The following is a 13,015-nucleotide window of genomic DNA, read 5'->3' as shown; positions in this document are numbered from 1 at the left end:
TGGGCCTCAGACCTCGTGGGTCTCGGACCTCGTGGGTCTCAGACCTCGTGGTAGAAGCCCACGTTCACGCTGCGCGGGCCCGTGCGGTCGTGTATGACCAGCTCGCCCGAGCCGCCCACGGGCAGCTTCGCCGTCCCGCCGTACGGCAGCGGCTGGAGGACTCCGCCGCCTCCGCCGACCAGCGAGAACCGCACCTCGGACGACGGGTCGTCGTGCGTGCCCCGCAGCCAGGTCACCTGCCAGGTCCCCTCGGGCCCGCACAGGAACTCCAGGTGGACCCGCGAGACGAACAGCCAGTCGTCGGGCGTCGCGAGGCGGCACGCGCCCCGGTCGCGCCCCACCCGCAGCACGGCACCCGGCTCGCTCGGCGCGTCGGCCATCTGCATTCCGGCCGTCGCGCCGGCGTCCGTCCCGGACACCGAGGCCATGGTGAGTTCGAGCACGTGCGCTCCTTCGTTCCCGCGCGTTCCGCGTTCCGACGTTCCGATTGTCCCGCGCCGGAGCGTGTTCGACGCCCGGCGACGTATCGCCGCCGAATGATAGAGCGCCGACGTGTACGACGTCCGGCACAGTCGCATACCGCTCCGCGCAGTCCATACCGTGCGGCACACTCGCATACCGCTCGCGGGCCCCCGCACGGCCTCCGAAAGGGTGTTCTCGGCACGGCCTCCGGAACGGGGTTGTCACGCGGCTTCCGGCACGGCTTCCGGCACGGCTTCCGGCACAATGGACGCATGACCGAGCGCAAACCTCCCGGGGTCGGCTTCGAGTCCTGGGTCGACCGACAGATCCGCGCGGCGGAGGCACGCGGCGAGTTCACCGAACTCGCCGGTGCGGGCAAGCCGTTGCCGAGCGGCCCCGACACGTCGTACGACGAACTGTGGTGGATCAAGCAGAAGATGGCCCGCGAGGGCATGTCCGTGCTGCCTCCCACGCTGGCGCTGCGCAAGGAGGCGGAGGACGCGCTGGAACAGGCCGCCGCGGCGCCGTCGGAGCGGGTGGTGCGGCGGATCGTCACGGAGATCAACGCGAAGATCCGCGACATGATGTTCAAGCCGCCACCGGGCCCGCCCCTGGGCCTCAAGCCGTACGACGTGGAGGAGATCGTCCGCGCCTGGCACGAGCGCCGGGCGGCCTGACCTCCGACGGCCTCGGCCACACGTCCACGTCCACGTCCACGACCGATCGGCTCGACGGTCGGGGACACGTACACGCCCGCACGTACGCGCCCCACGTACGCGCCCATGAGTGAGGCCCCGCCCGGCGCACTGCCCGGCGGGGCCTCACTCTGCTCAATCAACTCAGCTCAACTGGCCCATCAAACAGGCCAGTTGCACGGCAGCGGTCGGGTTCAGATCCTCAACAGCCGTTCCGTCAGCTCGCGGTAGTCCTTCAGGGCCAGCCGCAACTGCTCCGTGTCGGCCTTTTCGTCGGCGGGGCTCTGCCAGGACGTGCTCAGGGCGCGCCGCCGCTGGTTCACGGCCTCGGTGAACCGTTCGGCGACCTCCTGGAGCACCCGGTCCGCCTCCTCGACCGAGCCGCGGGGCCCGTCGACGAAGCCGGCGACCGCGTGCTGCAACTGCTGCGACCACTTGTCGCCCTCGTCGTGCGGCATGAGCCGCCCGCCGGAGTCCGTACCGGCCCTGGTCCCGGCGTTCACCCTCGCCTCGGCGCCGAGGAGGCTCTCGCGGGACGCGCCGCTCCGGCCGCCCGTGGCCCTCCCGGTACCGGAGGCGGGGTCAGGAGCAGGAGCAGGGGCGGGGTCGGGGGCGGTCCTGGCGGCAGCGGCGGCACCCTTCCCCCTGGCGCCCTCGCGCCCCGGCGAACGGTCCTGCTCCGGCGTGCGCGGGACGGCCGGAACGCGCCCGCCGACCACGGTGTCCTGGCCGTCGTCCCTGACGCGCTCCAGGGGCGCCGTGTCCCGGCCGCCCGGCACGCCGTCACGCGTGCCGGTTCCCGCCCCGGGGGCACCCGTCGAGACCTCGGGCCCCGCCGTGCCGCCCGTTCCCGGTGTCCTGGTCACCTCGCCCCTCTCCTCGCGCTCGTCCCGCCGGTCCTTGGCGGGCCCTGCCGCGGTGTTGTCCGGCATACGTCTCAACTCCCCTTCACATGGCGCCTGTTGAGCGCCCACGGCGCATGCGAGCGGCCGCGGGAGCTGTCGGTTCGCGTGGTCCCGGCAGCTTCCTCGCCGCCGTCCCCGTCGGCCTTCCGCAGCTGCGCCCTGTCGTCGCGCGCGGAAGGGGCCGCCGACGTGGTCAGGGCTTCGAAGAGCGCACGGGCCTCGACCAGGGACTCACGCAGCTGCTCCGTGTCGGCCCGGTCGGCGCCGGCCCCGTTCGGGTGCGCGGCCAGGTGGACACGGCGGTAGCCGTTCACGTGGTGCGCGTGGTGGACGGAGAGCGCGGAGAGCTGCTCCTCGTAACGGTCGCCCGCCGGGAAGCCGCGCGCGCCCGCCACCTCGGCGAGCAGCCGGTCCGCCTCGACGACGGCGTCGCGCGGCGAGTCGACGAACTGCTCCTGGATCGCGGTCCAGCGGACCGTGTAGCGGTCGAGCGCCGCGGGGTCCAGCGGCTGCTGCCGCAGTGAACCGTGCCGCTGCACGCGCTCCTCAAGCTCGCGCTCGGCGGCCTGCGAGTCGCCGTCGTGCCGGGCGAGTGCCCGGTCGTACTCGGGCCCGAAGCGCCGCTTCAGGCTCTGCCCGCCGCCCGCCCCGCGGGCCATCACGAGCCGAGCGATCACGGCGGCGACGACGGCCACCACGATCACGATCAGAACGATGATCACGCCTGTGGACATGGATTGCCTTCCGGGTTCTGGGCCCAGCGGGCCGCTTCTTCCGTCGGGTTGCCCGGACTTGGGCTACCAAACGGCCCGTGGCCGGATCCACGTCACGAGGCGCCCAAGTGCGCCTCGGATCAGCTCACTTGGCGAGCCATGCCCGCCCGGCCGGCTTCGGCGCCGAGTCGGCGTAGGGCCGTTCGGCGTCGGAACCGCACAGCTCGGAGTTGAGTTCCGTGACGAGCTGGGTGAGGTCGGTGGGCCGGTCCGGGCCCCACCAGTCGCCGAGGAGTTCGGCGAGGGACTCCTCCCGGGCCGCGGCCAGCCTCCCGGCCACCGCACGCCCCTGTTCGGTGAGGACGAGGTCCAGTCCCTCCCGTACGCCCAGGCGCCGCTCCTCCACCTGGCGTGCGGCGGCGATGACGATCTGCAGGGGCACCCCGCTGTGTTCGGCGAGGGCGGCGGGCTCGGCCCAGCCGTAGTGCCTGACGCGCAGCAGCAGCCAGCTCGCGGCGGGCAGCAGGTCGTAGCCGGCGCGGGCGGTGATCTTCTCGTAGATCCGCCGCCGCCCCTCCCGGGTGCCCAGCACGGACAGCGCACGGCACACCTCGTCGTACGAGGAGCGCTCCACCGGGTTGCTGGCGAGCGTCTGGGTGGCGTCGGGCGCCGTCACCGAGCCCCGCAGCCGGTCCTCGCGCAGGAACCAGGCGAGGACGAAGCCGACGAACGCGACCGGGGCCGCGTAGAGGAAGACGTCCGTGATGGAGACGGCGTACGCCTCGACGACGGGGGGCCGCAGTGCGGCCGGCAGTTCGCCGATGATCTTCGGGTCGGATTTGAGCGCGTCGGCGCCCAGGCCCGCCGGGAGGGTCTGCCCCCGGAGCGCGTCGGCGAGTTCCCCGCTCAGCCGGCTCGTGAAGACCGAGCCGAAGACGGCCACACCGAACGAGGCCCCGATGGACCGGAAGAAGGTGGCGCCGGAGGTCGCGACGCCCAGATCCTCGTACGAGACGGCGTTCTGCACGATCAGGACGAGGACCTGCATGACGAGACCGAGGCCGAGGCCGAAGACGAGGAAGGACAGGCTCATCTCGGCCGTGGAGCTGTCCACGTCGAGCCGGTGCAGGAGCAGCAGTCCGAGGGCCGTGACGGCGGTGCCCGCGATGGGGAACACCTTCCAGCGGCCCGTCCGGCTGACGATCTGCCCGGAGACCGTCGAGGACACCAGCAGCCCGGCCACCATCGGCAGCATGTGCACACCCGACATGGTGGGCGACACACCCTGGACGACCTGGAGGAACGTCGGCAGGTACGTCATCGCGCCGAACATCGCGAAGCCGACGACGAAGCTGATGACCGCGGCGAGGGTGAAGGTGCGGATGCCGAACAGTTTCAGCGGGAGCACGGGTTCGGCGGCGCGGCGCTCGACGGCCACGAACTCCACGGCGAGCACGGCGCCGAGGACCGCGAGGCCGATGATCTGCGGCGAGCCCCAGCCCCAGGTGTTGCCGCCGAGCGAGGCGACGAGGACCAGGCAGGTGGCGACGGCCGCGATCAGGAACGTACCGAGGTAGTCGATCGTGTGCTTCCGGGAGCGGACCGGGATGTGCAGGACGGTGGCGATGACGGCGAGTGCGACGATCCCGACGGGGAGGTTGATGTAGAAGACCCAGCGCCAGCTCAGGTGCTCGGTGAACAGCCCGCCGAGCAGCGGCCCGAGGACACTGGTCGCGCCGAAGACCGCGCCGAACAGCCCCTGGTACTTGCCCCTCTCGCGAGGCGGGACGATGTCGCCGACGATCGCCATCGACAGCACGATGAGCCCGCCGCCGCCGAGGCCCTGGAGCGCGCGGAAGGCGATCAGCTGGGGCATGTTCTGCGCCATGCCGCACAGCGCCGAGCCGATCAGGAAGATCACGACGGCGACCTGGAACAGCTTCTTGCGTCCGTACTGGTCACCGAGCTTGCCCCAGAGCGGGGTGGCGGCCGTGGAGGCCAGCAGATACGCCGTGACGACCCACGACAGATGGTCGAGCCCGCCGAGATCGCTGACGATGGTCGGCAGCGCGGTCGACACGATGGTCTGGTCGAGCGCGGCGAGCAGGAGCCCCAGGAGCAGCGCCCCGATGGAGACGAGGACGCCGCCCTGCATGTGCGGGGGAACGGCGCCGGCGCCGCGTGAGTGATCCCGTGGACGACGAGGCTGAAGACCGTCAGGGTGCGGCGCCGCGGGCACGCCCCCGTACCCCTTTCCGCCACCCGTGCTGCCACCCCTGTCGTGCGCATCCTCGGCCATGAGGACCTCCCGGCCGCGAGAATCCCGTTCCTCTTCCATCCTGGTCGGTGTGACCGGTTATGGCCTGTTGAATTCGGCCAGGAGTTCGGGATTCCGGGGGTAACCGGGAGATTGTGTGGAGGGGGTCTGCATAATCGCTGGAGTTCGTACGGGGAAGGATCCACGACGTGAACGACCGGAGCGGCCACATATGCCCGGAATGCGGGACACCCAGGGAGTCGGGGGGCTCCCCCACATGCGGCTGCGCCCGCAGAGCGGCGGAAGAGCTCCTGGAGACCCGGTCCGCCGAGACGGCGGCCGCGGAGGACTTCGATCCGCTGCGCATACGCCCCTACGTGGACCTGGAAGTACCCGCGGAGGGCGCCGCGGCGGGCTCCGGTAGCGGCCCGCAGACGTCTCCGGCGCCGGAGCCCGGTCACGGGCCGGCCGACCGGCCGACCATCTCGATCCCTCTCCAGCGCACCCCGCCCGACGACTTCCCGGACACTCACGCCGCCGACGACGGCTACGACGACCCCGCGGACTCCTCGGACGCCCCCGGGAACTCGGGCCGCCGGCGTCGTTTCGTGCTCGTGGGAGCCGGGGCCACGGCGGTCGTGGTCGCGGCGGCGGGGTTCGCGAGCGGACTGTTCTCGTACGAGTCGCCGTCGCGCAACGGCGCGGCCCCGGACGACATACGCGCGAGCGTGCCGGACACGGCGGTGGACGAGCCGTCCCCGTCCGACTCCGAGTCACCGTCGGAATCGGCGTCGGCCTCGGAGTCCGCGTCGGCGAGCGAGAGCCCGACCGCCTCGGCCTCGGAGTCACCGAGCGCCTCGGCCACCCCTTCCAGGACGTCCGCCACGACGCGGGCCCCGTCGCCCGAGGATTCGGCGGTCAGCACCGCCCCGCCGTCCGCCGACCCGACGGACAAGGCGGGCCCGGCGGTGCTGCGCCGCGGCGACGAGGGCCCCGAGGTCACCGAACTTCAGCTGCGCCTCAAGCAGTTGGCCCTCTACGTGGGCGACGCGGACGGCGAGTACGACAACCGCACCGAGAACGCGGTACGCAACTACCAGTTCACCCGGGGCCTGGACGAAGAACAGGGCGTCTACACAGAAGAAACCCGATCCCGCCTGGAATCAGAAACAACAGAACCCTGACCCCGCCCCGCACGTAGGGGCGCGGGGAACGGCGCGGTCTTTGGTCTTTCAGGGGCGCGGGAAACGGCACAAACCCGCACCTCCGAGGGGCGGGCGCAGGCAACTGCGCACCCCTGTCGCTTTTAAGGGGCGCGGGGAACGGCGCAATCCTTCGCCTTCACCCGCACGAACAACGCAGGGATCCCCCACCCCCAGGGGCGCGGGGAACGGCGCAATCTTTCGTCTTTCAGGGGCGCGGGGAACGGCGCAAACCTGTGCCTTCCGGGGCGCACCCCTGTCGCCTTTAGGGGCGCGGGGAACTGCGCGACCAGCCCCCACCGACCCGCACCCGACACACAACCCAACCCCAGCCCCAGCCCGCCCAAAAAGGACCGATCACCCCACCCGCAACCGAACCCTTCCACCCTCCAACCCCTCGACCCGAACCCCCCGAAGATCCCGGACAACCGCATCGGGCCGATGAAACCCGGCCCGGGGCCCAACCCCCACCACCCGCATCCCCGCGGAGCGCCCCGCCGAGATCCCCGCCCCAGAGTCCTCGAACACCACACACTCCTCAGGCGCGACCCCCAACTCCGCCGCCCCCTTCAAGAACCCCTCGGGATCCGGCTTGCTCGCCCCCACGGACTCCGCGGTGATCCGCAGCTCGGGCAGCGCGAGCCCCGCCGCCCCCATCCGCGCGGCGGACAGCCCGACGTCCGCCGACGTGACGAGCGCGTGCGGCACCCCCGACTCCCGCAGGGACGCGAGAAACTCCCCCGCCCCCTCGATCGCGACGACCCCCTCCATGTCGGCGGTCTCCTCGGCGAGCATGCGCGCGTTGTCCGCGTAGTTCTGCTCCATGGGCCGGTTCGGCAGCAGCACGGCCATAGACGCGTACCCCTGCCGCCCGTGGACGACCTTCATGACCTCGTCCCCGTCGAGCCCGTGCCGGTCGGCCCAGCGGCGCCAGACGCGCTCGACGACGGCGTCCGAGTTGACGAGGGTGCCGTCCATGTCCAGCAGCAGGGCGCGGGCGGTCAGCACGGTCGAGGCCGTCATCGGCAGGCTCCAAAAGCGTGGGATCAAGGCGCGAGGAGGACCCCGCACGCCCCCGGGGGAACAAGGTGGCCCCGCCCGCCGGTCAGGGAGTGCGAGCGGGGACCACTTTGTTTCTCCACGGTACAAAACAAAGGAGTGATCCCGCTACCCGGGGGTCCCCTCCCATTTCTCACGAGGACATGACAAAGCAGGCAGTCCGCTCCAGGAATCCCGCCGAACACCTTGTCGTGTCATGCCCACGTCATTAACTTCTCACCTGACGCACATCTCCCGGAAATCGGCCCCCGCGAGCATTCAGTCGCTCGCAGGTCAACTTCCCCCCACCCCTAGGGAGTTCGCATGCCGAAGGTCTACGCGCGTCGACGGCTGAGTCTAGTGGCCGCCTTCGCCGGATTGATAGCCATGGTCGGGCTTTTCAACGGCCCGGCCGCCTCCGCCGCGCTGCCCACCCCGGTCAGCGCCGCCACCGCCCGCACCTACCTCGCCTCGCTCACCGTGGCGACCGAGGACCGCACCGGGTACGACCGCGACCTCTTCCCGCACTGGATCACCATCAGCGGCACCTGCAACACCCGCGAGACCGTGCTCAAGCGTGACGGCACGAACGTCGTCACCAGCTCCGCCTGCGCCGCCACCAGCGGCACCTGGTACTCCGTCTACGACGGCGCCACCTGGACCGCCGCCTCCGACCTCGACATCGACCACCTGGTGCCGCTGGCCGAGGCCTGGGACTCCGGCGCCGACAGCTGGACCACCGCGCAGCGCCAGGCCTTCGCCAACGACCTGACCCGCCCCCAGCTCATCGCCGTCACGGACAACGTGAACCAGTCGAAGAGCGACCAGGACCCGGCCGAGTGGATGCCGTCCCGCACGGCCTACGCCTGCACGTACGTCCGCGCCTGGGTCCAGGTGAAGTACTACTACGACCTCTCCGTCGACTCCGCGGAGAAGAGCAAGCTCACCTCGGTCCTCAGCGGCTGCTGACCCGGCGCGGGACCCCTGTCGGACCCGCATCGGACCCGTATCGGACCCGTATCGCACGCGATCTGCCGCCATCTCCCGCGATCTCTCGCCGGAACCTCCCCACCGGCCTCCGTCGTTCCGTACCGTACGGGGCGACGGAGGAGAGTGATCACGTGGCGAGCCTGCGCCTGGGTCCATTGCTGAGGTATGTCGACGGCTCGTCCGCGACCGTCTGGGTCGAGGCGAGCCGTCCGGCCACCGCCGAGGTGCGCTGCGCGGACGGCTCCGGCGGTGAGTCCCGTACCTTCCAGGTGTCGGGCCACCACTACGCCCTGATCCCGGTCACCGCACTGACACCGGGCACGACCACCGCGTACGAGGTGCTCCTCGACGGGGAGCGGGTCTGGCCCCTCCCCGGCTCCCCCTTTCCGCCCTCGGCCATCCACACCCCCGTGGACGACCACGAGACCGTCCGCGTCGCCTTCGGCTCCTGCCGCTGGGCCTCACCGCCCGAGGGCGAGAAGGACCCGGTCGGCCCGGACGCGCTGGACACCCTCGCGGCCCGGATCGCCGCGGACCCGCAGGGCGAGCGCCCGGACGTCCTCCTGCTGCTGGGCGACCAGGTGTACGCGGACGAGGTGTCCAAGGCCACCCGCCGCTGGCTTCAGTCCCGCCGCGGCCTGGACCAGCCACCCGGCGCCGAGGTCGCGGACTACGAGGAGTACACGCACCTCTACTACGAATCGTGGCTCGACCCCGAGGTCCGCTGGCTGCTCTCCACCGTCCCCAGCTGCATGATCTTCGACGACCACGACGTCATCGACGACTGGAACACCAGCGAGGCCTGGGTCTCCGACATGCGGGACACCCCCTGGTGGCGCGAGCGCGTGCTCAGCGGCCTGATGTCGTACTGGGTCCACCAGCACCTCGGCAACCTCTCCCCCGACCGCCTCGCCGAGGACCCCCTGTACGAGGAGGTCCGCGCCACGCCCGACGGCACGGACGCGCTGCGCGCCTTCGCGGCCCGGGCCGACGCCGACCCGGCCTCGGTGCGCTGGAGCTACCGCCGCGACTTCGGCCGCACCCGCCTCCTGATGGTCGACAGCCGCGCCGCCCGCGTCCTCGACGAGCAGAACCGCTCGATGCTCGACCCGGCGGAATGGGAGTGGCTGCGCGAGCAGATACTGGACGGCCACGTACTGGACGAGCAGGCCCCCGAGGGCGCCGGCGCCTACGACCACCTCCTCATCGGCACCTCCCTGCCCTGGCTGCTCCCCCACCTCGTGCACGACGCGGAGGCGTGGAACGCCGCGATGTGCCGGGGCGAGCGGGGTGAGCGCTGGGCGCGGCGGGGGGAGAATCTGCGGCGGGCGGCCGACCTGGAGCACTGGGCCGCGTTCCCGTCGTCCTTCGACAAGCTGGCGGAGCTGATCGCCGAGGCCGGTTCGGGCCCGCAGGCGCCCGCGACGGTGTGCGTGCTGTCCGGGGACGTGCACCACGCGTACGTCGCCGAGCCGGTCTGGCGCGAGGGCCTGACGGGTCCGAACGCCCGGGTGGTCCAGCTGACCTGCTCCCCCGTCCACAACTCCATCCCGTCGTACATAAGAGTCGGCTTCCGCTTCGGCTGGAGCGGGGTGGGCCGGGCGCTCGGCCGCCGTTTCGCCCGGCACGGCAGGGTCGCGGCTCCGCCGGTGGACTGGCGCAAGACCGGGGGACCCTGGTTCGGCAACCAGTTGATGACGCTGACGCTGAACGGGCGCTCGGCGCGGCTGCGGCTGGATCACGCGCGTGAGGAGCGTGGGGGCGGGGCGCGGTTGCGGACGATCGTGGAGTCCGTCCTCAGCTGAAGGTCCGTCCTCGGCCGAGCGCGCCCCTGGGGGCGGTTGTTCGGCTGCCGGCCCGGTGGGGGCCGGGCGCGCGGTTCCCCGCACCTCTTGCGGGGCACTGCCCCTACGAGGCGCTGCCGCCGACGGGACCTCGTACGTCTGACGGCGCCTCGTACGTCTATTGCGCGTGTTGCCCGTGATGTTGGTGCTTGGTGCGCATGAGTACCGAGCGTCCCGTGAGGCATCCCACAACCGGCACCGTTGATCCGCTCCAGGGGTCGGTTCCCGTGGCGTGCGACGGCATGATGATGCGGACCGTCCGCTTCCACCGGGGCGATGAGCCGCGTATGCCCCACCTGTCCGGGAGTCACACCCTTGTCGGAACCAACAGACCGCCTCTCCGTGGCCCTGGTCGGCGCCGGACCGCGCGGCACCAGCGTGCTGGAACGCCTGTGCGCCTCCGCACCCGAACTCCTCACGCCCGGTACGCGTCTGACGGTCCACGTCGTCGATCCGTCCCCGCCGGGCCCCGGCCGCGTCTGGCGCACCGCGCAGCCGGCCGAGTTGCTGATGAACACCGTGGCCTCGCAGGTCACCCTCTTCACCGACGACAGCGTGGACTGCTCGGGCCCGATACGCCCCGGACCCGGCCTCCACGACTGGGCAGGCTCGCAAGCGGTCGGACCGCTGGGGCCCGACGACTACCCGACCCGCGCCCAGTACGGCCGGTACCTGGAGTGGGTCTTCGGCGAGGTGGTCCGCGGGGCGCCGCCCGCCCTGCGGATCGAGACGCACCGGGCGCGCGCGACCCGCCTCGACGGCACGGCCGACGGCCCCCAGACCCTCGTACTCGACAACGGCGTCGCCCTGACGGACCTGGCGGCCGTGGTCCTCGCCCAGGGCCATCTGCCGGCGGTGGCGGACCAGGCGCAGGAGCGGCTGTCCGCGCACGCCGAGCGGCACGGGCTCCGCCATGTCCCGCCCGCCAACCCGGCGGACCTCGACCTCTCCCGCGTCGCCCCCGGCGAGACCGTCCTGCTGCGTGGTCTGGGCCTCAACTTCTTCGACCACATGGCCCTGTTGACGACGGGCCGCGGCGGCCGTTTCGTGCGTACCCCGGCCGGTACGCGCTACCTCCCCTCGGGCCGCGAGCCGCGCCTGGTGGCCGGCTCCCGCCGCGGCATCCCGTACCAGGCGCGCGGCGACAACGCGAAGGGCCCGTACGGCCGTCATCTCCCGCTCGTGCTCACCCCGGAGGCCATCTCCGGCTTCCGCAAGCGCGCGGACTCGGGCGACGCCCCCGACTTCCTCACGGAGATATGGCCGTTGGTGGCGAAGGAGGTCGAAACGGTCTACTACGAGACGCTGTTGACCCGCGGCACCACCGGCACTACCGGCACTACCGGCATCCCGGGAGCACCGGGGACACCGGGGACACCGACGGTACGCGGCTTCCGTGAGCGGTTCCTCGCCGTCGCGCACCGGGACCCCCAAGAGGTGGCGGTGCTCGACGAGTTCGGGATCGCGGTTGCCGACCGCTGGTCCTGGGACCGCGTCTCACGCCCTCACGGCGGACGGGTCTTCACCGGTCCCGCCGACTTCCGGGGCTGGCTGCTGGCCCATCTGCGCGAGGACGCCGAACAGGCCGCGCTCGGCAATGTCGACGGCCCGCTCAAGGCGGCTCTCGACGTGCTGCGCGACCTGCGCAACGAGTTGCGGCAGATCGTCGACCACGGCGGCCTCGCGGGCTCCTCGCGCCGGGAGCATCTGGACCGCTGGTACACCCCGCTCAACGCGTTCCTGTCCATCGGCCCGCCCCGGCGCCGTATCGAGGAGATGGCGGCGCTCATCGAGGCGGGCGTGCTGGAGGTGATCGGCCCGCGCCTTGAGGTGCGGGCCGAGGACGGGGCATGGGTGGCACACTCCCCCGACGTGCCCGGCTCGACCGTGTCGGCGACCACGCTCGTGGAGGCCCGGCTGCCGGAGCCGGATCTGCGGCGCACCGCCGACGCGCTGCTCGCCCGACTGCTGAAGACGGGCCAGTGCCGCCCGCACACGGTGGACGGCTACGAGACAGGGGGGCTCGACGTAACACAGCGCCCCTACCACCTGATAGATCGTCAAGGGCAGCCGCACGCACGGCGGTTCGCGTTCGGCGTGCCCACGGAGGGGGTGCACTGGGTGACCGCGGCCGGGGTCCGTCCAGGGGTGGACTCGGTCACGCTGTCGGACGCCGACGCGGTGGCGCGGGCCGTCCTGCGAACGGCTGCCGCCGAGGTCGGACGGGGCACGGAGACGAAAACGGAACCCGTATCGACACCCGTATCGACCGAAAAGCCATGGCCCAAAGTTGAACTTGCAAGCATTGAATAGGCAGACCTAACGTAGAGCACTCACTCGGTTACGTTCCCCACCGGTCCTCCAAGGACCGTACCGACACCGAAGGAGTCATCCCACATGACCGGACGCCTCAACAGCGCCCAGCCATACGCCATCGGCCTGTTCCGCATCGTCGTCGGCCTGCTCTTCGCCTGCCACGGGGCCGTCTCGCTGCTCGGCGTGCTCGGCGGTCTGAACGGCAAGGGCGCCACCGTCGAGACCGGCGCCTGGCCCAACTGGTACGCGGCCGTCATCGAACTCGTCGGCGGCACCCTGGTCCTGCTCGGCCTCGGCACCCGTATCGCCGCGTTCATCGCTTCGGGCGCGATGGCCTACGCGTACTTCAAGGTCCATCAGCCCGAGGCGCTGTGGCCGATCGAGAACAGCGGTGAGGGCGCGGCCATGTACTGCTGGTCGATGCTCCTGCTCGTCTTCACCGGCTCGGGCGCGTTCGGCCTGGACCGGCTGATCCCCGGCCGTCCGTCCACGACGGCCGAGGAGAACCGCCCCTCGGAGCCCGTCGCGGCCTGACGCACAGGCCGCGACGCGTCCCTGCACGACGCCGATACGTCCCCTCCGCGGGGCGTGCC

Annotated in this window: 11 protein-coding genes; 6 read left to right on the top strand and 5 right to left on the bottom strand. The window is 71.8% G+C overall.

What is annotated here, in order from left to right:
• Positions 1 to 38: 38 nt before the first annotated feature.
• Positions 39 to 443 carry a hypothetical protein gene (locus J8N05_RS14270; protein WP_210883040.1) on the bottom strand — a complete coding sequence of 135 codons (405 nt, stop codon included), beginning with the start codon at positions 441 to 443 and terminating at the stop codon, positions 39 to 41.
• A 291-nt stretch (positions 444 to 734) separates the two neighbouring features.
• On the opposite strand from J8N05_RS14270, the gene J8N05_RS14265 reads away from it, so the two are divergent.
• Positions 735 to 1,139: a DnaJ family domain-containing protein gene (locus J8N05_RS14265; RefSeq protein ID WP_210883039.1), complete on the top strand. Its 405-nt coding sequence runs from the start codon at positions 735 to 737 to the stop codon at positions 1,137 to 1,139.
• 212 nt (positions 1,140 to 1,351) lie between these two features.
• Here the strand turns inward: J8N05_RS14265 and J8N05_RS14260 are convergent, their stop codons facing one another.
• The 3 genes from J8N05_RS14260 to J8N05_RS14250 form a co-directional block, all read right to left on the bottom strand.
• On the bottom strand, positions 1,352 to 2,089 hold the full coding sequence (locus J8N05_RS14260; RefSeq protein ID WP_308286800.1) for a hypothetical protein: 738 nt from the start codon (positions 2,087 to 2,089) through the stop codon (positions 1,352 to 1,354).
• Positions 2,090 to 2,094: 5 nt separating this feature from the next.
• Complete coding sequence (locus J8N05_RS14255) at positions 2,095 to 2,796, bottom strand: hypothetical protein (RefSeq protein WP_210883037.1); 702 nt, start codon at positions 2,794 to 2,796, stop codon at positions 2,095 to 2,097.
• A gap of 124 nt (positions 2,797 to 2,920) precedes the next feature.
• Positions 2,921 to 5,074: an MDR family MFS transporter gene (locus tag J8N05_RS14250; protein WP_407699905.1), complete on the bottom strand. Its 2,154-nt coding sequence runs from the start codon at positions 5,072 to 5,074 to the stop codon at positions 2,921 to 2,923.
• A 167-nt stretch (positions 5,075 to 5,241) separates the two neighbouring features.
• Here J8N05_RS14250 and J8N05_RS14245 point away from each other — a divergent pair, with 167 nt between their 5' ends.
• Complete coding sequence (locus J8N05_RS14245; protein ID WP_210883033.1) at positions 5,242 to 6,216, top strand: peptidoglycan-binding domain-containing protein; 975 nt, start codon at positions 5,242 to 5,244, stop codon at positions 6,214 to 6,216.
• 375 nt (positions 6,217 to 6,591) lie between these two features.
• Here the strand turns inward: J8N05_RS14245 and J8N05_RS14240 are convergent, their stop codons facing one another.
• Positions 6,592 to 7,257, bottom strand: a complete 666-nt coding sequence (locus J8N05_RS14240) for an HAD family hydrolase (RefSeq protein ID WP_210883031.1) — start codon at positions 7,255 to 7,257, stop codon at positions 6,592 to 6,594.
• Positions 7,258 to 7,596: 339 nt separating this feature from the next.
• Between J8N05_RS14240 and J8N05_RS14235 the strand changes: the two genes are divergently transcribed.
• The 4 genes from J8N05_RS14235 to J8N05_RS14220 all read left to right on the top strand — a co-directional run bounded on the left by J8N05_RS14235 (position 7,597) and on the right by J8N05_RS14220 (position 12,956).
• A complete protein-coding gene (locus J8N05_RS14235) occupies positions 7,597 to 8,241 on the top strand; it encodes an HNH endonuclease family protein (protein WP_210883028.1) in 645 nt (214 codons plus the stop codon).
• A 152-nt stretch (positions 8,242 to 8,393) separates the two neighbouring features.
• Positions 8,394 to 10,067: an alkaline phosphatase D family protein gene (locus tag J8N05_RS14230; protein WP_210883027.1), complete on the top strand. Its 1,674-nt coding sequence runs from the start codon at positions 8,394 to 8,396 to the stop codon at positions 10,065 to 10,067.
• Positions 10,068 to 10,382: 315 nt separating this feature from the next.
• The gene (locus J8N05_RS14225; RefSeq protein WP_210883026.1) at positions 10,383 to 12,419 is read left to right on the top strand and encodes an FAD/NAD(P)-binding protein; all 2,037 of its coding nucleotides are present in this window, start codon (positions 10,383 to 10,385) and stop codon (positions 12,417 to 12,419) included.
• A gap of 84 nt (positions 12,420 to 12,503) precedes the next feature.
• Positions 12,504 to 12,956 (top strand): DoxX family protein, encoded by a 453-nt coding sequence (locus J8N05_RS14220; RefSeq protein ID WP_210883025.1) that lies wholly within the window; start codon positions 12,504 to 12,506, stop codon positions 12,954 to 12,956.
• Positions 12,957 to 13,015 lie beyond the last annotated feature (59 nt).

It is taken from the genome of Streptomyces liliiviolaceus (assembly GCF_018070025.1).
Classification (GTDB): Bacteria; Actinomycetota; Actinomycetes; order Streptomycetales; family Streptomycetaceae; genus Streptomyces; species Streptomyces liliiviolaceus.
This window is presented reverse-complemented; position numbering and strand designations above follow the sequence as displayed.

Excerpts from the sequence above, each read along its gene's own strand:
- J8N05_RS14235 (WP_210883028.1), top strand. The coding sequence starts at position 7,597 with ATGCCGAAGGTCTACGCGCGTCGACGGCTGAGTCTAGTGGCCGCCTTC.
- J8N05_RS14220 (WP_210883025.1), top strand. The coding sequence starts at position 12,504 with ATGACCGGACGCCTCAACAGCGCCCAGCCATACGCCATCGGCCTGTTC.
- J8N05_RS14225 (WP_210883026.1), top strand. The coding sequence starts at position 10,383 with ATGAGCCGCGTATGCCCCACCTGTCCGGGAGTCACACCCTTGTCGGAA.
- J8N05_RS14255 (WP_210883037.1), bottom strand. The coding sequence starts at position 2,796 with ATGTCCACAGGCGTGATCATCGTTCTGATCGTGATCGTGGTGGCCGTC.
- J8N05_RS14260 (WP_308286800.1), bottom strand. The coding sequence starts at position 2,089 with ATGCCGGACAACACCGCGGCAGGGCCCGCCAAGGACCGGCGGGACGAG.
- J8N05_RS14240 (WP_210883031.1), bottom strand. The coding sequence starts at position 7,257 with ATGACGGCCTCGACCGTGCTGACCGCCCGCGCCCTGCTGCTGGACATG.
- J8N05_RS14250 (WP_407699905.1), bottom strand. The coding sequence starts at position 5,074 with ATGGCCGAGGATGCGCACGACAGGGGTGGCAGCACGGGTGGCGGAAAG.
- J8N05_RS14265 (WP_210883039.1), top strand. The coding sequence starts at position 735 with ATGACCGAGCGCAAACCTCCCGGGGTCGGCTTCGAGTCCTGGGTCGAC.